The sequence below is a fragment of the Pseudomonas sp. SMN11 genome (assembly GCF_052041945.1).
GTDB lineage: Bacteria > Pseudomonadota > Gammaproteobacteria > Pseudomonadales > Pseudomonadaceae > Aquipseudomonas.
The window spans coordinates 35,117-52,524 of the sequence record NZ_JBKGGW010000027.1 but is presented as its reverse complement, the minus strand read 5'-3'; the positions used below and the strand labels follow the sequence as shown (position 1 = coordinate 52,524).

The window sequence follows — 17,408 nt, the reverse complement described above, 5'->3', positions numbered from 1 at the left end:
AAGCAGGCGACGCGGTGGATGGCACCGGAGTTGCCGGTGTTCGCGGCTAAAGCCGCTCCCACAGAGTCCTCTGTTAAATCAGAAAACAGGTTGCTTCGCGCGTCATGTGCACCTGTTCTTCTGTGACTGCCGCCTTGCATATGCTTGCGCATACGTGCAAGGGTAAAAAAGGAACGACAGTCACCCGAATAAGGAAGATAAGCAACTCATGCTTGGAATCACACGTATCCATCGCTCTGTGCGCCCATTGTCTGCCAGCCAAGCTGCAGCCAGTGGGCGTGAATCCAAAGTCGCCCGCCTTGCCTCGAAGTTCCTCGCCCTCCTCTGCACGCCCCGCGCCGCTCCGCCCTACCTCTGGGTCAAACCCGAGCGCCCCCCTGTAGATCGCATGCCCCCTACCTGACTGCCCATCCCGCAGTCGACACGCATTGACTCGCCATTCAGTCGCTGAAGGCGAAGTGTTTCACGCCAAAAAAAGGGGCAATACCTACATGATCTTGTTTCAGGGCAACAAAATTCTCAGCGCCATCTTCGATATGGATGGCACGATGTTCGACACCGAGCGCCTGCGTTTCAAAACGTTGAAACAGGCCTCGCTGGAAATCTTCGGCAGGGCCTTGAGCGAACAGACGCTGATCGGCTCGCTGGGCCTGAGCGCGAAAAAGGCCGAGGCCCTCGCCAAGGCCCACAACGGCGAGGACTTCCCCTATGCGCAGATTCGTCAGCGCGCTGATGAGCTGGAGCTGGAGTACGTGCGCAATCACGGCGTACCGATCAAGCCAGGCTTGCTGGAAGTGCTGGAACGCCTGCGCAAGTCCGGCCTGACCCTGGCGGTGGCCACGTCCAGCCGCCGTGCGATTGCCGAGGAATACCTGATCAATGCCAACGTGCTCAAGTACTTCGACATCACCGTTTGCGGCGATGAGGTCAGCCAGGGCAAGCCGCACCCGGAAATTTTCCTGCGCGCTGCCCGCGCACTCAATTGCGCGCCCGCTCAGTGCTTCATGCTCGAAGACTCGGAAAACGGCCTGCTTTCAGCCATCCGCGCCGAAGGCCAGGCCATTCTGATCGAAGACATCAAGCCGCCTGCGCCCGAGGTCAAGGCGGGTGCGCTCAAGGCCTACCGCAGCATGCACGGGTTCCTCGCCGACCTGAGCGAATGCGTGCCCGACCTGGGCATGCCGGAGCTCGCCGAACCCTTCCCGGCCTCGCTCAACCAGTTCTGTGTCGGCATCCATGGTTTCGGCGCCATCGGCGGCGGTTACCTGACCCAGGTGTTCGCCCACTGGGACGGCTATACCCGGCCTTGCGAAATCATCGCTGCCACCCGCTCGCGCATGCTCAGGGAAACCGTTGCCGCGTTCGGCCGCTACAGCGTGCGCTACGGTGCCAGCGCGTTCGACCAGACCGTCGAAAATGTGCGCATGATCGACATGGACGATGAGCAGGCGGTGATCGAGATGTACAACGCCGCCGAAATCATCGGCCTGAGCCTGCCCGAACAGGCGATTCAGCAGCAGGCCAAGGTCATTGCCAAAGGCTTGCTGCAGCGCTTCGAGCGCCGCGGTCGTGAGCTGACCCTGCTGATCGTGCTCAACAAGATCGGCGGCGGTGCATTTGTCCGCCGGCAGGTACAGGCGCAGTTGGCGTTGCTGTGTACGCCCGAAATCTGCAAGCAGGTACTGGAAAAGACCCACTTCGCCGAAACCGTGGTCAGCCGCATCGTTTCCAAGATCAGCAATGATGCGCTGGTTCGGCAATTGCGCATCAAGTCGCAGATGTTCCAGAACAGCCTTGAAGACGAACCGGTGCCAGCAAAACCGACCGCCGAGTACCAACGGCTGATCGGCCACTTCAGGCCTTTCGCCCAGTCCAGCAATGCGCTGAGCCAGTTGCATCTGGTGCTGTTCAACAGCGAGCCCGACATGCCGCTGTATGTCGAGCGCGGTGGCGACCTGCTGGAACGGCTGCGCCAGGTGAAAACCGTCACTGACATTACCCAGATCCAGATCATCAAGAACCGCTTGTGGAATGGCCCGCACGCCATCATCGCCTGGTACGCCAGCCTGCTGGGCTACAGCTGGGTCGGCCAGGGTATGGGCGACGCCCGCGTGAGCGCGCTGGCCGAGCGCTTGATCCATCAGGAAGTGGCGCCTGCATTGGTGGCAGAGTACCCGCAGATGGCCGAGGTGGTCGGGCGGTTTGCCGACGCGTTCCTGGAGCGCTGCAAGTCTTCGTTCAAGGACCCTTGTGCCCGCGTCGGCCGCGACCCGATGCGCAAGCTGCAGCGCAACGAACGCATCCTCAGCAGCATCGACCTGGCCCGCAAGCACGGCATAGACACGCCGGCCTTGGCGTTCGGGGCGGCGCTGGCCATTCACTATGCATTGCGCTGTAACACCAGCAAAGATCGCGAGGCGCAGCTGATGAAGCAGCTTTACAGGGCCAGCGGCGAGCAGGTCGAGGCGGTACTGACCCATGAGGGTGATTACCACGGCAAGCCCTATCCGGGGCTGGACCCGCTCGAAGATGCGCCGATCATCGACAGCATTGCGGCCCACTTCCGTCGCCTGCAGCGACGCGACAGCGCCGAGTGGAGCATCGCGCCTGCAGCCAACAGCGGCGCGGCCAGGCGCGCGCCTGGCCCTGACGCCGTGCTCAGCTAGGGCTGCAGCGCCGGTACCGCGTTGCTCTGCCCGAGCCGTTCGTCATAGCGCAACAGGCGCCCGGCGTTGGTCAGCACCAGTAGCGTGCTGAGGTTGTGCAGCAGCGCAGCAACCATGGCCCCCGCCACGCCCAGCAGGCCGAATGCGGCGGCAATCACAATCGCCAAGGTCCAACCGAGGCCGATCAGCACATTCACCTGGAGTGTGCGTCGGCACTCGCGGCTGAGGCGGATGCAGGTGGCCAGGCGCCGCAGGTCGCCGTTGATCAGCACGATATCCGCTGCGGCCAGGGCAATGTCGGCACCGTTGGCGCCCATGGCCACCCCGACCACACCGGCCTTCAGCGCCAGCGAGTCGTTGATGCCATCCCCCACCACCAACGGGCGGAAGCCCAGCTGCAGTTCCTGGTTGACGTGGTGCATCTTGTCTTCCGGCAGGGCTTCGGCCACCACGCGCGTCATGCCGACCTGCTCGGCAATGGCTTCGGCGACACGGCAGCGGTCACCGGTCAGCAGCAACTGGCGCTGCAGGCCAAGCTCGCGCAGCTGCTGCATCGCCTCGGCAGACTCTGCCCGCACATGGTCGGCCAGCAGCAGCCAGGCGAGGAATTGCCCGTTCAGCGCCAGGCCGGCAATCGGGCCGTCATGCTCGGGCACCGGCGGCACCTGCAGGCCCAGTTGGCGGAACAGCTCCGGGCGCCCCAGGGCCGCTTCACCCTCGGCCGTGTGCGCCACTACACCAAAGCCCTGGCGTTCGTGGATGTCCAGCAGGGCCAGATGCTGCTCATGGGGCACCAGCGCCGCCAGGGCCCGGCTGACCGGGTGGCTGCTGGCGGCGCCGAGGCTGGCCGCAAGGTTGACGATATCGGCCTCGGGCAAGCCCGCGGCCGTGCCAACTACGCTGCGCAGGCGCAGGTCGCCGTAGGTCAGCGTGCCCGTCTTGTCGATCACCAGCGAAGACAAATCGGCCAGTTCTTCGAGAAAGGCCGAACCGCGAATCAGGATGCCATGCCGGGCAGCGACGGCAATCCCCGCCACTGCCGTCGCCGGCGCCGACAGCACCAGGGCGCACGGGCAGGCAGCCACCAGCACGGCCAGCATGGCCTGGGCATCGCGGGTGATGAACCAGGTCACGGCGGCAATCAGCAACACCAGTACCAGGTAGCGCCCGGCGTGGCGTTCGAGCAGCCGGGTAATGGGCGGCTTGGCTTGCTCGGCGCGCTGCATCAGGGCAATGACCTTGCCCAAGGTGGAGTCATCGCCAACACGGGTGACTTCTACCCGCAGCAAACCATCCAGGTTGATCGAACCACCATGGATATCCATGCCACTGGCCACTTCCAGCGGCACCGCCTCGCCGGTGATGGGCGCGGTATCGAGGCTGGCCTGCCCCTGCAGGACACGACCGTCGGCCGGCACGCGGTCACCGGCGCGCACCTCGACCTGGTCACCTGGCTTGAGGCTGGCGTTGTCGACCTCGCGCACCTGGCCGTCGGCATCGATCAGCCGCGCATGGCTGCGGGTCAACTGCCCCAGCGCGGCAATGGCCTCTTGCGAACCCAGCACGCTGCGCTCTTCGAGCATGTGGCCGAAAATCATGATGATCGGCAGCAGTGCCGCGGTGGCCAGGTCGCCGGTTGCCCAGGCGCCCAGCATGGCCAGGGCGATCAGCTGATCGGTGATGCCATGCAGGCTGGGGTGCAGCAGGCTGAACCAGGCCGAGCGCAGTACCGGCACCGCCACCAGTAGCGAGGCGGCGCCCAGCAGCAGTTGGCTGACGCCCTCTTGGGTCGGCGCCAGCCAGCGCCAGACCAGGCCCAGCGCCAGCAACCCCAGGGCCAGCATCGCCAGGCTCAGCTGGCGTGCGGCGGTGCGCTGCTCAGCCTGCGACAGCAAGCCGGACGTGAGGTGGCTGTGGGCATGGTGATGGTGCCCGTGACCATGACAGTGATGAGTACTCATCGCGAGCAGCTCCAGAACTGGGAAAAAGGCATCGTAGTCATTGCGTAGGGCCCTGCAGGATCATGTGCCCGACGTCATCTTTGTTGACGGTGGTGACCGACCCGGCACGCGCCAGGATCGCCGGCACCCGCTCACGGTAGAGGCGCAGCAGCAACTGCGGATCCTGCTGCTGGGTCAGGCCGACGATCGTCGCGGTGGCGGCCTGGGCGCGGGACAAGCGCTCGCTGGCTTCGGCCTGGGCCACCTGCACGGTACGATCAGCGGACTGGGTGGCCTGCTGCAATTGGCGAGCGGCGTCATTACGAGCCTTGGCCACCGCCTGCTCGGCCTGCTGGCTGGCGGTAAGCACCGTGTTGAACGCGCTGACCGCCGACCACGGCAGCGAAGACTGGATGTCCACCCGCACCACCTCGATGCCCAGGCTGGCGCCGGCCGACTGCAGCCGGGCCAGGCTGCCATTGATGCCTTGCTGCAGGTCACCGCGAAGCCGCTCGCGTTGATCGGCCAAACGGGCATCGCCGCCGACCAGCTCCGGGCGCGCGACCAGGATGGCATCCATGTCGCGCGAGGCGCAGATCTGCACGGCGTTACGTTCCACCAGGCGGTCCAGCGCGGGTTGCACGTGCTGCCCCTGTCGCGCGAAGGCGTAGGGGTCGCTCACCTTATAGAACACCCGCACGTCCAGCTGCACCGCCCCGGCATCGCCGGTCAACAGATAACCGGAACCTGCCGTGGCATCGCTGGCCAGGGTGCCGTCCTTGTCGGATTTCTGCGCAAGCGCCGAGCGCAGCAGCAACTCCACCCGGCGTTCGGTGACCCGCGCTGCCGAGGGCAACATCACCACTTGCTCGAAGGGCTGAGGCCAGGCCAGCAACAAGCCCGCGTTCTGGATGCGCTCCTCGGCGCCCAGGCGCAAGACCACCGCACGGGTTTCCGGGCCTATCTGGCGCACATTGCCAAACAGCCAGCCCACTGCCGCCAACAGCACCACCACGTACAGAGCCAGGAAGCCGATGCGCCCCGATTGCAGCCAGGGGCCCGCGGGCAGCCTGGACGACAACGGCTCACGGCTGGCCATGGTCAGCCCCCGCTGGCAGCACAGGCCCCTCTACCAAGGCACGGAACGGTGCCGCGTCGGTACGCAACACCAACTTGGTGCCGGGGTTGATGACCGAGCCGAGGGTGTCGAGCGAGCGCAGCAAGGTGTACAGCTGCGGCGCACCGGCATAGGCCTTGCCGTAGATGTCCGCCGCCTGTACTTGCGATTGCGCCTGGATCTGTGCGGCCTTCACCCCGGCATCGGCCTGCAGGATGCGGGCATCACGCTCGGCGGCCGACTGGATCTCGGCGGCCTTGCGCTTGCCTTCGGCCGTGCGCTCGGTGGCGATGGTCTCGCGTTCGGCGCGCATGCGGTCAACGGTGGCTTCGAGGGTGACCTTGGGCAAGGTCAGGCGCTCGATGCCCACTTGCACCACACGTACCCCATAGCTGTTGATCAGTTGCTGCTCGATGTGCTCGCGCAGGCGTTGCTCGAAGCCATCGATGCGCACCCGGCTGGCATCGACGTTGACCAGGTCGGCCAGTTCGAAACCGCTGGCCGTGGTTTCCAGGGCCGAACCCACCAGCGTGCGGATCTGCCGCGCCGCCTCGTCGGGCTGGTTCTGCACCGCGCGCATGAACAGCTGGATGCTCTGCGGATCGGCCGCCACCTGCCAGGCGACATAGGCCTGCACGATGATGCGCAGGCCATCCCGCGTGCCGACATCCTGCAGCCCGCTTGAGGTGGTGCGCAAGCGCAGGTCGACCGGTACCGCGGCCTCGAACGGCACGGGCCAGCGCCAGTTGAGCCCGGGTTCGATCAGCACCCGCGACGGGTTACCGAAGCGTGTGATGACGGTTGCTTCGCCGACACGCACCTGCACGAGGCAGGCCGTCGCGGCCATGATCAGGACCAGCAGCAGCGCTACCCCGACACGCAGCCAGGCGGGCCGGGTACGGCCGTGACCATCGGCATGATCGTGATTGTGGTCGTGGTCGTGGTCGTGGTCGTGGTCGTGGTCATGACCATGTGCGGTATGGGAACTCACGGGTTACGCTCCTGGGTACGGCCGGATGCGGGTTTCGATTGTGAAGGGTCGATAGGCGAGGCAAAGCTGCGCAGGTCCAGGGTCGGCGCCTGGTTCGCCGCCAGCCGGTGATCGATGATCAGGCTGCTCGCCTGCGCCATGCCTTGCGACAGACGCTCCAGGTACTGTTCGAGGATGAACGCCTGGCCTGCGTGCAGCCAGGCGGTGTGCTCGGCATCGAAGCGCAGCGCGGCGGTGTTGGCCTTGGTCTGGGTTTCATGGGCGTCGGCCGTGGCCTTGTCGGTCAACGACGTGGCGCTCTGGCGGGCTTCATCAAGTTTCTGCGCTGCCAGCCCACGGTCACGGGCGACCAGCGCCTGGGCGGTAATCTGCGCGGCCTGCACGGCATGGTAGGCATTGGCTGCGCCGGCGGGCGGGTGGATGGCCTCCACCGAGGTCGCCAGCAGTTCTACCCCGGTATCCATGCGGTCGAGGTCCGCCTGCACCGCACGGCCGATGTCACGGCCGAGCTCGGCACGTTCGGCGCCCAGCAGACCATCCAGCGAACGGCCGGCAAAGTCGTGGACCAGCACGCGATTGGCAACGCTGCGCAACAGCTGCTCGACGTTGGCCGTGTGATAGGCCGCCGCCAGGGCGGCCGCGTCGCTCAGGCCGATGCGGTAGATGAAGCGCACGTCCATGTTGACGATCTGGAAGCCCTGACGCCCGCCATCGGCACCGGCAATCACCTGCGAGTTCTCGCTCAGGTGAGTGGCGTCCCACAGCCGGTTGGCGGTGGTCGGCGGGGCACCGTCGGCAGCCGCCAGCGATTCGCTGACTCCCTCGGCGGTGGTCGTCGCCAATTCATGGACGATGCTGTTGTCCACTGTCAGTACTTTGCCAAAGGGCCAGGGCAAGCCGACATGCAGGCCTGGCGGGTACACCGCCACGGGGTTGCCAAAGCGCTCGTAGACGCCACGGTTGTTGGTCGGCACCTCGACGATGCCGGTCAGCAGCCAACCGACCAGCGCCACCAGCGCCGCCACCGGCAGGAATGCCCGGCGCATGAAGGCGAACGCCCATACCTGGCGCAGGTCGATGCCCAGGCGTTCATGCAGTTCGTCCTGCAGCACGGCCAGTGGCCGCGGTGGCCATTGCAGGAAGTCACCCGCCAGGCTGCGCGCCACCAGTGCCGGCTCTTCACCTGGGCGCGAGGGGCGGAACATCGCCAGCACTGCCCGGGTCAGCAGTTCGAGCGCTGCCAGGCCGGGCAACAGGCCGATCAGCACTGCCAGGCGGGCCGGCCACAGCCGCTCGCCATCAATACAGACCAGGCAGGCAATGGTCAGCACCTGCACAGCAATGACCAGCCGCAAGGTGGCGGCAAGCGCTGCGGCCTCGGGCCAGGTCGCCTCGCTTTCAGCCATCAGGTGGCGCTCGAGCACGACCAGGCAAAACGCAAAAACGGCCAACAGGCCGATGGCAACCCACGTCACCTGCCCTGCCACCGACGGTGTCGCCAGGTCGAAGCGCCAAGCGCCCTTGACCAGCAGCAGTGCCAGGCACGCCAGGCCAACGAGCCAGGGGGTTTCTGCGCCAAGCCTGCGCCATTGCCGCCGGCAGGCATCGGCGACCTGCCGGCACCAGCGATCGAAACGACTGAGCGATTCAGGCTCGACGGTTTCTTCGCCAGCGCGTGTAAACAGCAGCGGGGCGGGCACTTGGCCCATGGCAATCGCACGCCAGCTGGCCACCTGCCAGGCCGACTGCGCGGCGCCCGCCAATAGAAGCAGCACGGCGCCGTTGACGGCGAGCAGGACCAGCCAGTAGGAGTCAGGGCTGAATATTCCGATCAGCCCTTGCAACAACGCCAGCAGTACAGCAACTGCCAACGCCAGGTACATCAGCTGCCTCAGCTTGCGCGTATGGACCAGCGCACGCTGAAAACGAGGGTAACCATCGAGGTCGGCGGCCTCAGTGTCTAGATCGACTCTCATTAAGACTCCAGGAAAGACCAGGCTTTGCAAGTCTAGAGCCGAACGAGCTGACGGCCACCGGTGACGAGCGGCGTAACGTTATAACGACAAATGTAAAAAATTTGTCGCAAAACGTAAAATTGGCATTTGGGTCTTTAAGCGTAGCCGCAAGGCATGCGGCGCTCGATCTTGAAGGCGCTGAAAACGGAGCGCCGATCACCTGCTGGCCTCTCCCCCAATAACCTGCTCAGACGCTACGCGTCACGCCGCCATCGACCTTGATGTTTTGCCCGGTGATGTAGCCAGCACCGTCGCTGGCCAGGAAGGCGATGGTGGCGGCAATCTCCTCGCTGGTGCCGTAGCGCTTGAGCGGCACGCTGTCGCGGCGCTGCTCGGTGGCCGGCAGGCTGTCGATCCAGCCGGGGAGCACGTTGTTGATACGCACGTTATCGCCAGCGAACTGGTCGGCGAAGATCTTGGTAAAGCTAGCCAGGCCCGAACGGAATACTGCCGATGTGGGGAACAAGTCAACAGGCTCGAACGCCCAGGCGGTGGAGATATTGATGATCACCCCGCTTTTCTGCTTTTGCATGTAAGGCGTCACCAACCGTGTCGGGCGAATGACATTGAGCAGGTAGGTGTCCATGCCCTTGTGCCAGTCTTCGTCGCTGATCTCCAGGATCGGCGCGCGCGGGCCGTGGCCGGCGCTGTTGACCAGCACGTCGATGCGGCCCCATTTCTCCACCACGGCATCCACCAGGCGCTGCAAGTCCTCGACCGACTGGTTGCTACCGGTGACGCCGATGCCACCCAGTTCGGCGGCCAGCGCCTCGCCCTTGCCTGAAGAGGACAGGATGGCGACCTTGAAGCCGTCAGCGGCCAGCCGACGTGCCGCTGCAGCGCCCATGCCGCTACCACCGGCGGTGATGATTGCCACTTTTTCTACAGACATGTTGCCTCCTTGGGTAATGGAACTGCGCTGTTGCAAGTTTCATCACACTAGCAGCCGGCAACTGATCGAGGGAGGCACGCAAAGTTTGCCAATCCAGTAGATTAACTATCGCCTACCTGGTTGCTGAGCCAACCTCTGACAAGGCTCAGTGCTGCTGCCTCCTGCGCCTTGCGTGGCCATACCAGGTAAAACGCCTTGTCCAGCGTCAGTTGCTGTGGAAAGACCTGCTCAAGTCTGCCGGCAGCGATGTCTTCCTGGACGAAGGCATAGCTGGCGAGGGTAATACCCTGCCCACCGATGGCGGCGTCGATGGCCAGCGATGTCTGGTTGAAGCGCACACTCTTCGCCGACGGCTTCGGATGATCAGGGAAGAAGGCAGCCGTGAATTGTGGCCAGAAGTTATGCCCATCGTGCAAGGCGACAAATCGTTGCAAGGCCGCAAAGCTCTCTGGCCTGCCCATTTCAGCCAACAATGCGGGGTTCGCCACCGCGACGATCCGTTGCTCCATCAGCAGCTCGACGTTCAGCCCGCCACCGAATGGCGGCTGCCCGTAGCGCACGGCGATGTCGACACCATCGGTACGAAAATGCGAGAGCCTGTCGGTGGCCAGCACGCGCAGATCGATGTCAGGGTGGGCCTCGGCGAAGTGGCCAAGCCTTGGAATCAGCCACTTCGAGGCAAAAGTCGGCGTCACGCTGACGGTGAGCCGGGACGGTGCCGGGCGCAGCAGCCGGGTCGCCTCGTCGATCATCCCCAGGGCGCTGCGGATGCTCGCCGCATAGCCACGCCCGGCATCGGTCAGGCCCACGCCCCGCGGCAGGCGCTCGAACAGGCGCACCTGCAGGCTGGCCTCCAGCCCACGCACTTGCTGGGCGACCGCCGCCTGGGTCACGCCCAGCTCCTCTGCAGCAAGGCGGAAGTTCAACTGACGCGCCACCACTTCGAATACACGCAGCGCATTGAGTGACGGCAACCCGGGGAAACCAGCAGGCATGGGAATGGATTTTCTATCGGCCAAGGTCTCCCGAGGCTACCGCCATCACCTCGGCTTTGGAAGCGCTGCCAGGCGATGATCCATCGCAAAGGCCCCGACTAGGGGTATTCTGCCCCCGAGGCTGGGTTCAGGGTTTGCTGCGCCAATACAGGGTGACCGCCACCACATCCACGGCCAGTACGATCGCCACAACGAGGAACATGAAGTAGTGATCCTCCACAAGCATTGGCGTATCCCCTGTCTGGTCAGCTTTTCAGCATTGCGAGCAATTCCTGTTCCAATGGCGCTCAAAGGGAGTAACGAATGTTTTCATCTGAACGGCTGAAAGGGCTCGACGTGTTCGTCGCCGTCGCTGACCTGGGCAGTTTCACTGCCGCAGCCGAACGGCTGAACCTCACAGGATCTGCGGTGAGCAAGAGTGTGGCGCGCCTCGAGGAACGCCTTGGGGTGCGGCTGTTCAACCGCACCACCCGCACCCTGGCGCTGAGCGAGGCAGGTATCACCTTCTACCGCACCTGTACTTCGGTACTGGCCGATCTGGAGCAGGTAGAGCATGCGCTCAGCGCCGAGGGCGACGAGCCTCACGGCAAGGTGCGGATAGACCTGCCGGCCTCGTTCGGCCGGTTGCATGTGCTGCCGCTGATCCTGGACTTCATCCACCAGCATCCGCTGCTGCAACCACACATCTCGTTTACCGACCGCTTTATCGACCCGCAGCACGAAGGCATCGACATTGTCGTGCGCATCGGCGGCCCGGATGCCTGGCCAGCCAGCCTGGGCCACCAGTTTTTCGGCGCCCAGCGCCTGATCTTCTGCGCCTCACCCGCCTACCTTGCACAGCACGGCACCCCGCAAAGCGAACGTGACCTCGATCAGCACCACTGTGTCGGCTATGGGCACGGCGACGGCCAGGTCAGCCCGTGGTTCTTCAAAGGTCGCCAGCCAGGAGAGATGGAGCGGCGGACGCCGCAGGCGCGTATCGCCGTCGGCGACGGCGAGGGCGAAGTGGCCGCTGTACTCGCCGGGCATGGCATCGGCCAGTTACCGACCTGGCTGACCCAGCAGCACATCGACCAGGGCACACTGGTCGAAGTGCTGCCTGAGCTGGCAACGGACGGCCTGCCCATGAACCTGGTCTGGCTGAAAAACCGTGAGAACCAGCCCAAGGTCCGTGCCCTGCTGGACTACCTGCTGCCACGGCTGGCGCCCCATGGGAGCCGGCCCGGCGACAGCTGAGTGCCCTGCGCTAACGCTCAGGCGCGAGGTGGCGAACCGCCAACGCCAGGAGCAGCGCGAGTACCGCAACGGCAGCGGCCACGTAGCCGAGGTAGCCGATGCCCAGGTTCGAAACGGTCATGCCGCCGACGATGGCGCCCACACCAATGCCGGCATTGGCCGCCGAGACATTGCTGGTGCCCGCCAGCGCCTGTGCGTGGGTGACCGAACGCATGACCCGCACCTGGCTGACCGGGTAAAGCGCTGTATTGGCGATGCCCCACAGCCCAAGCGCAACACAGAACAGCCAGCCAGCTTGAGCCAGTGGAACGGCCGCGGCCATGCCCAGTGCGAGCATCGCGAGAAAGCCGATGGTGGCTTTGATCGGCGAATGGTCAACGGCCCTGCCGCCAATCCAGTTGCCCACCAGGCCAACTGCGCCAAAGCCCATCATCCACCAGCCAACATCGGCCGGAGCCACGCCCGCGACTCGCTCGAGGATGTCGGCCAGGTAGGTGTAGGCGATGAACATGGCGCTGAACACCACCACCGAAAGCAGCACATTGGCCAGGAAGCATGGTTCCTTGAAAATCCGAGCCTGCTTGAGGAAATCCACCTTGGCCGTGCGTGCCACGCTCGGCATGTAGACCCACATGGCCACAGCCATGATCAACGACAGCCCGGCGAGCAGCCAGAAAGCCCCTCTCCAGCCGATCGCGTTGGCCGCCACAGTACCCAGCGGAATGCCCAGCAGCATGGCCGCCGAGATCCCCAGGTAAACCCTCGAAATGGCCTGCCCCGCCCGCTGCGGCCCAGCCAGTTGCCCGGCGGTCTCACTGGCCGTGCCCCAGAACACCGGCAAGGCCAAGGCAGGCACCACGCGCGCCACGCCAAGCAGCCAGAGGTTGCTCGAAGCGGCCGCAACGGCGTTGGCTGCGGCGAACAGCAGCAAGATCCCGATGAACAGCTTTTTCCGATCCAGATGCGACAGCGCCGCAGTCAGGGGCGGACCGAAAACCATCACGGTGAAGGCAAACAGTGTCACCAGTTGCCCCGCAGCGGCAATCGAAATGTTCAGGTCCCGAGCCAGCGCGGGAAGCAGCCCGACGATCAGGAACTCGGTGGTGACGATGAGAAAGGCGGAAAAGGCCAGGATCGCGATGCTGATTCCTGCGTTTCTGGAAGTGGAAGCAACCTGTGCGGTTGATTCATAGGCAGACATTGGGAGGCTCCTGTTAATGGGCCACCAGTTTATTCATTCCTTTAAAGACAATTATTGGCCAATTCTCACATATAAATGGAACTGAATTCACCAATCATTTCAGTCTTCACGCTCACCGGGTTTTGTCGGCCACGGATACCGCAGCCGAGTTCCGAGCCTTTTGCGCAGCCTGGATCAGCTGGAAGTTGCGATTGCGCAACGCGGTATTACTGCCAACTCGCTGATTCGAGCGCACCGCCAGCACTTCAGCCTGGTCATACTGCCCCTGCTCCAGGCGCAGCACGCCCAGGTAGTGCAGCGTGGCGGGGTTGTTCGGCTGGATCTGCAGCGCACGTTCCAGCGTGGCGGCGGCCTGGTCCAGCTTGCCTTCTTCATATTGTCGCGAGGCAGCTTCTATCAGCTGGGTCGAGGCCTTGTTGCTGCGCACCGGGGCCGAGTATGAACCCGCCAGCGCGCCTTGGCAGGCGACGGTGCTGAACAACAGGAGCAGTGCTGGCAGCAGGTGCTGGCTAGGCATGGGATAGGTACTCAAAAGGACCGGAAAGCGTCAGGTGAATTCGGCGAGAGGCTACAGACCGGGCCCGCAGGATGAAGTTCCCGAGGTACAATGCGCGACCCACGTTGCACATCAGAGATACGCAATGAACCGCCAGAAGAAACTCAAACAGCTGCTCAAGGCCCACCAGAAAAAGGCCAATGCCAAGCTGGCGCCCAAGAGCAACAAGCCCAAGTACATCAGCAAGGCCGACCGGCTGAAGCTTGAAACTGAAGCAGCAGTTGTACAGAGCGACTCAGACACACCGGCGGCCCAGGCAATCGCCTGAGCCCCGACAGGCTCGATCAGCGCTGCGTCTGCAATATTTCATCAAGCAAAGTCTGACCATTTTCGTGAATTCCTTTTCATGCCGGCGGGATTGATCGTCTACGCAGTTGCTGGTCCAGCTACATACCCTCCCCATGCCGCATTGAGCACATGCCTCGTCACTTACCTCCCCGCCAGTGACGATTAAACAAATCTTAATGTCTCTCAGGCATTTGCCGCCCTTTGGCCTGTTGCTTGCGAAGGGCACTGCCATTGACCTGTAAGCCAACTGAACCATACTGGCTCACGTGGCGATATCTGCCCTTCCCAGCCCCTGACGATAGAGACCTGATCATGGCCCGCCTGTTCATCCCGTCGCCAGGCCTGCGTAACGCCGTGCCCAATCGGTGGGACTGGATCCTCCTGCCGCTGGTGCTGGTATTGCTGATGCTCGCCGCCTATGGCGCCATGCAGATGAGCCGGCCGTTCGTGGTCGGCGAGGCATTGTCGATCTCTCTCGACCCGGCCAACCTGCCCTATTACCTGCTGCGCACCATGCTGCGGATGTTCACCGCGCTGGGCTTCTCGCTGCTGTTCGCCTTCCTCTTCGCCGCGCTGGCGGCCAAGTACCGCGCCGCCGAGAAGGCCATGATCCCGCTGCTGGATGTGCTGCAGTCGGTGCCCATCCTGGGCTTCCAGGCCATTGCCATCGCGCCCTTCATCGCACTGTTCCCAGGCAACCTGCTGGGTGTGGAGTGCGCGGCGATATTCGCCATCTTCACTTCCCAGGCGTGGAACATGGCGCTGAGCCTGTACCAGTCGTTCCGCACCGTGCCGCCGGAGCTGAACGAGGCCGCGCGGATCTTCCGCCTCTCGGCCTGGCAGCGTTTCTGGCGCCTGGAACTGCCGTTCGCCATGCCCGGCCTGCTGTGGAACATGATGATGTCGATGTCTGGCGGCTGGTTCTTCCTGGTTGCCGCCGAGGCGATCTCTGTGGCCGGGCAGGACATCAAGCTGCCCGGCATCGGCTCCTACATCGCCGTGGCCATCGACCAACGCAACCTCGGCGCCATCGGCTGGGCCATCGCCGCGATGCTCACCGGCATCGTGCTCTACGACCAACTGTTCTTCCGTCCGCTGCTGGCCTGGGCCGACCGCTTCCGCTTCGAAGACACCCAGGGCGACACCGCACAGCGCTCCTGGCTGCTCGACTGGGGCCGCCGCAGCCGTTGGCTGAGCGGCTTCGGCGCGCTGTTGGCGAAGGGGTTCCAGAGCGCCATGGGCTGGTTCGCTCAACGCCATGACGGCACCATGGCACGGCGCCAGTGGCTGCGCCTGCCCGCCTGGTGGTCGCGCGCCTGGGACGCGGCCCTGGTGCTGGTCTGCGCTTTCGCCTTCATCCGCCTGGGACTGTTCGTGCACCAGGACGTCGGCTGGGGCGAGGCCCTGCACGTGCTCGGCCTGGGCCTGATCACCCTGTGCCGGGTGATGCTGCTGATCGCCCTCGCCTCGCTGGTGTGGGTGCCGCTGTCGATCTGGATCGGCCTGCGGCCCCGCTATTCGCAGAAAGTCCAGGCGCTGGCGCAGTTCCTCGCCGCCTTCCCGGTCAACCTGTTGTTCCCGCTGGTGGTCCTGGTGCTGGTGCACTTCCAGCTTAGCCCGAACATCTGGCTCAGCCCGCTGATGGTCTTCGGCACCCAGTGGTACATCCTGTTCAACGTGGTTGCAGGCGCCGCGACCATTCCCTACGAACTGCGCCTGGCCGCCGACAACCTCGGCCTGCGCGGCTGGCTGAAATGGAAACGCGTGTACCTGCCGGCGGTGTTCCCCAGCTTCATCACCGGCGCCATTACCGCCAGCGGCGGCTCGTGGAACGCCAGCATCGTCGCCGAATACGTCAGTTGGGGCGATACCTCGCTGGTGGCCAACGGCCTGGGCAGCTACATCAAGCAGATGACCGACGCCGGTGATTTCCACCGCATCGCATTAGGCATCGGCGTGATGTGCATCTACGTGATGCTGGTAAACCGCGTGTTCTGGCGCCGCCTGTACCTGCTTGCCGAAAACCTTCGCTGAGGACTTGCCATGAAACCATCGCTGATCGAGCTCAAGAGCGTGAGCAAGGCCTTCCAGGCTTCCGACGGCACCCCGCGCACCGTCCTCGAAGGCGTCGACCTGAACCTGCGCGAGCGTGAGATCGTCGCGCTGCTCGGGCGCTCCGGCTCGGGCAAGTCGACCCTGTTGCGGATCATCGCCGGCCTGGTCGGCGCCGACCGCGGCACCGTCACCTACCGCGGCCAGCCGATCCACGGCCCGGTGGGCGGGGTGGCCATGGTCTTCCAGTCGTTCGCGCTGTTCCCCTGGCTGACCGTGCAGCAGAACGTCGAGCTAGGCCTGGAGGCCCAGGGCATGAACCCGGCCGAGCGCCAGCGCCTGGCCGACACGGCGCTGGAGCTGATCGGCCTGTCCGGTTTCGGTGGCGCCCTGCCGCGCGAACTTTCCGGCGGCATGCGCCAGCGCGTGGGCATTGCCCGCGCCCTGGTGATGAATCCCGAAGTACTGCTGATGGACGAGGCCTTCTCGGCGCTCGACGTGCTCACCGGCGAAACCCTGCGCGACGACATGCTCGAACTCTGGGAAGAACGCCGCATCACCACCCGCAGCATCCTGGTGGTGTCGCACAACATCGAGGAGACGGTGATGATGGCCGACCGCATCCTCATCCTCTCCAGCGACCCGGGCCGGGTGCGCTCGGAACTGCACATCGACCTGCCCCGCCCGCGCAATGCCGACTCAGCGGAAGTCCGCACACTGATCGATGAGGTCTACGGACTGATGACCCAGCGTCCCGAAGCCATCGCTGCGGCGGGCGCGCCGCCGGCCGTGGAGCTGGGCTACCGGCTGCCCGACGCCGACATCGCGCGGATGGAGAGCGTGCTTGAGCTCATCGCCGGCGAGCCCTTCAACGGCGAGGCCGACCTGCCGCACCTGGCCGAAGAAACCGCGCTGCCCGACGAGGTGCTGTTCCCGATCTACGAGGCCCTTGGCCTGCTTGGCTTCGCCCAGGTGATCGAGGCCGACATCCGCCTTACACGCCAGGGCCGCAACTACGTGACGGCCCGCCAGGCGCGGCGCCAGGACTTGTTCGCGCGCCAGTGCAAGGGGCGCGTGTCGCTGATCAGCTACATCCTCGACAGCCTCCACCTGGAGCCCGCCGGCCTGCTGGAAAAGACCGTGCTCGACCGCCTGACGGAGTACATGGACGCCGAGGAAGCCGAGCGCGTGCTCAAGGTGGCCATCGAGTGGGGGCGCTATGCCGAACTCTATGAGTACGACTTCCACACCCGCCGCCTGACGCTTGCACGGGAAATCACCGGCGAACACTGATTGCGGCGTTCAGGCGTGTGCGCTCAGACCGGCGAGCCCTTGCTAAGCAGCAGCGCATCGAACCGCTCCGGGTCAGCCTTGCCCAGGCGATTGCTTCGGCTGCTGACACTGATGCCTCTGCCGTTCAAGGCTGACCTGCGGCATCCAGACTTCCCTGCTGACGCGA

At 64.6% G+C, this 17,408-nt stretch carries 12 protein-coding genes and 1 pseudogene; 5 read left to right on the top strand and 8 right to left on the bottom strand.

Annotation, left to right across the window (positions count from 1 at the left end; all coding sequences use genetic code 11):
• Positions 1–491 precede the first annotated feature (491 nt).
• Positions 492–2,666, top strand: coding sequence for a bifunctional mannitol-1-phosphate dehydrogenase/phosphatase (mtlD, locus tag ACLEJU_RS20345; protein ID WP_435423875.1), 2,175 nt, complete (start codon positions 492–494; stop codon positions 2,664–2,666).
• Here the strand turns inward: mtlD and ACLEJU_RS20340 are convergent.
• The 6 genes from ACLEJU_RS20340 to ACLEJU_RS20315 form a co-directional block, all read right to left on the bottom strand.
• The gene (locus ACLEJU_RS20340) at positions 2,663–4,627 is read right to left on the bottom strand and encodes a heavy metal translocating P-type ATPase (RefSeq protein WP_435423876.1); all 1,965 of its coding nucleotides are present in this window, start codon (positions 4,625–4,627) and stop codon (positions 2,663–2,665) included. The two genes, mtlD and ACLEJU_RS20340, sit on opposite strands and share 4 nt — an antisense overlap.
• A gap of 37 nt (positions 4,628–4,664) precedes the next feature.
• A complete protein-coding gene (gene hflK, locus ACLEJU_RS20335; protein ID WP_435423877.1) occupies positions 4,665–5,705 on the bottom strand; it encodes a protease modulator HflK in 1,041 nt (346 codons plus the stop codon).
• Positions 5,692–6,714 (bottom strand): protease modulator HflC, encoded by a 1,023-nt coding sequence (gene hflC / locus ACLEJU_RS20330; protein WP_435423878.1) that lies wholly within the window; start codon positions 6,712–6,714, stop codon positions 5,692–5,694. The genes hflK (ACLEJU_RS20335) and hflC overlap by 14 nt, the downstream gene beginning before the upstream one ends.
• Positions 6,711–8,690 (bottom strand): protease modulator HflK, encoded by a 1,980-nt coding sequence (hflK, locus tag ACLEJU_RS20325; protein ID WP_435423879.1) that lies wholly within the window; start codon positions 8,688–8,690, stop codon positions 6,711–6,713. Before hflK (ACLEJU_RS20325) ends, hflC begins: the two co-directional genes overlap by 4 nt.
• A gap of 226 nt (positions 8,691–8,916) precedes the next feature.
• Complete coding sequence (locus tag ACLEJU_RS20320; protein WP_435423880.1) at positions 8,917–9,621, bottom strand: SDR family oxidoreductase; 705 nt, start codon at positions 9,619–9,621, stop codon at positions 8,917–8,919.
• A 101-nt stretch (positions 9,622–9,722) separates the two neighbouring features.
• Entirely contained in the window at positions 9,723–10,616 is an 894-nt protein-coding gene (locus ACLEJU_RS20315; protein ID WP_435423881.1) for a LysR substrate-binding domain-containing protein, read from the bottom strand.
• Between the two features lie 303 nt (positions 10,617–10,919).
• Here ACLEJU_RS20315 and ACLEJU_RS20310 point away from each other — a divergent pair, with 303 nt between their 5' ends.
• Positions 10,920–11,852, top strand: a complete 933-nt coding sequence (locus ACLEJU_RS20310; RefSeq protein ID WP_435423882.1) for a LysR substrate-binding domain-containing protein — start codon at positions 10,920–10,922, stop codon at positions 11,850–11,852.
• Between the two features lie 10 nt (positions 11,853–11,862).
• Here ACLEJU_RS20310 and ACLEJU_RS20305 read toward each other — a convergent pair whose 3' ends face one another.
• Both ACLEJU_RS20305 and ACLEJU_RS20300 read right to left on the bottom strand, forming a co-directional pair.
• Positions 11,863–13,053, bottom strand: coding sequence for an MFS transporter (locus tag ACLEJU_RS20305; RefSeq protein ID WP_435423883.1), 1,191 nt, complete (start codon positions 13,051–13,053; stop codon positions 11,863–11,865).
• A 145-nt stretch (positions 13,054–13,198) separates the two neighbouring features.
• Positions 13,199–13,570 (bottom strand): annotated as a pseudogene (locus ACLEJU_RS20300) (tetratricopeptide repeat protein); the annotation flags it as partial.
• 124 nt (positions 13,571–13,694) lie between these two features.
• Here ACLEJU_RS20300 and ACLEJU_RS20295 point away from each other — a divergent pair.
• The 3 genes from ACLEJU_RS20295 to ACLEJU_RS20285 all read left to right on the top strand — a co-directional run bounded on the left by ACLEJU_RS20295 (position 13,695) and on the right by ACLEJU_RS20285 (position 17,242).
• Positions 13,695–13,877: a DUF2986 domain-containing protein gene (locus ACLEJU_RS20295; protein ID WP_435423884.1), complete on the top strand. Its 183-nt coding sequence runs from the start codon at positions 13,695–13,697 to the stop codon at positions 13,875–13,877.
• Between the two features lie 332 nt (positions 13,878–14,209).
• Positions 14,210–15,931, top strand: a complete 1,722-nt coding sequence (locus ACLEJU_RS20290; protein WP_435423885.1) for an ABC transporter permease — start codon at positions 14,210–14,212, stop codon at positions 15,929–15,931.
• 9 nt (positions 15,932–15,940) lie between these two features.
• A complete protein-coding gene (locus ACLEJU_RS20285; RefSeq protein WP_435423886.1) occupies positions 15,941–17,242 on the top strand; it encodes an ABC transporter ATP-binding protein in 1,302 nt (433 codons plus the stop codon).
• Positions 17,243–17,408: the final 166 nt, after the last annotated feature.

Coding starts and splice junctions, on each gene's coding strand:
- mtlD (WP_435423875.1), top strand. CDS start 492: ATGATCTTGTTTCAGGGCAACAAAATTCTCAGCGCCATCTTCGATATG.
- ACLEJU_RS20340 (WP_435423876.1), bottom strand. CDS start 4,627: ATGAGTACTCATCACTGTCATGGTCACGGGCACCATCACCATGCCCAC.
- hflK (WP_435423877.1), bottom strand. CDS start 5,705: ATGGCCAGCCGTGAGCCGTTGTCGTCCAGGCTGCCCGCGGGCCCCTGG.
- hflK (WP_435423879.1), bottom strand. CDS start 8,690: ATGAGAGTCGATCTAGACACTGAGGCCGCCGACCTCGATGGTTACCCT.
- ACLEJU_RS20320 (WP_435423880.1), bottom strand. CDS start 9,621: ATGTCTGTAGAAAAAGTGGCAATCATCACCGCCGGTGGTAGCGGCATG.
- ACLEJU_RS20315 (WP_435423881.1), bottom strand. CDS start 10,616: ATGCCTGCTGGTTTCCCCGGGTTGCCGTCACTCAATGCGCTGCGTGTA.
- ACLEJU_RS20310 (WP_435423882.1), top strand. CDS start 10,920: ATGTTTTCATCTGAACGGCTGAAAGGGCTCGACGTGTTCGTCGCCGTC.
- ACLEJU_RS20305 (WP_435423883.1), bottom strand. CDS start 13,053: ATGTCTGCCTATGAATCAACCGCACAGGTTGCTTCCACTTCCAGAAAC.
- ACLEJU_RS20295 (WP_435423884.1), top strand. CDS start 13,695: ATGAACCGCCAGAAGAAACTCAAACAGCTGCTCAAGGCCCACCAGAAA.
- ACLEJU_RS20290 (WP_435423885.1), top strand. CDS start 14,210: ATGGCCCGCCTGTTCATCCCGTCGCCAGGCCTGCGTAACGCCGTGCCC.
- ACLEJU_RS20285 (WP_435423886.1), top strand. CDS start 15,941: ATGAAACCATCGCTGATCGAGCTCAAGAGCGTGAGCAAGGCCTTCCAG.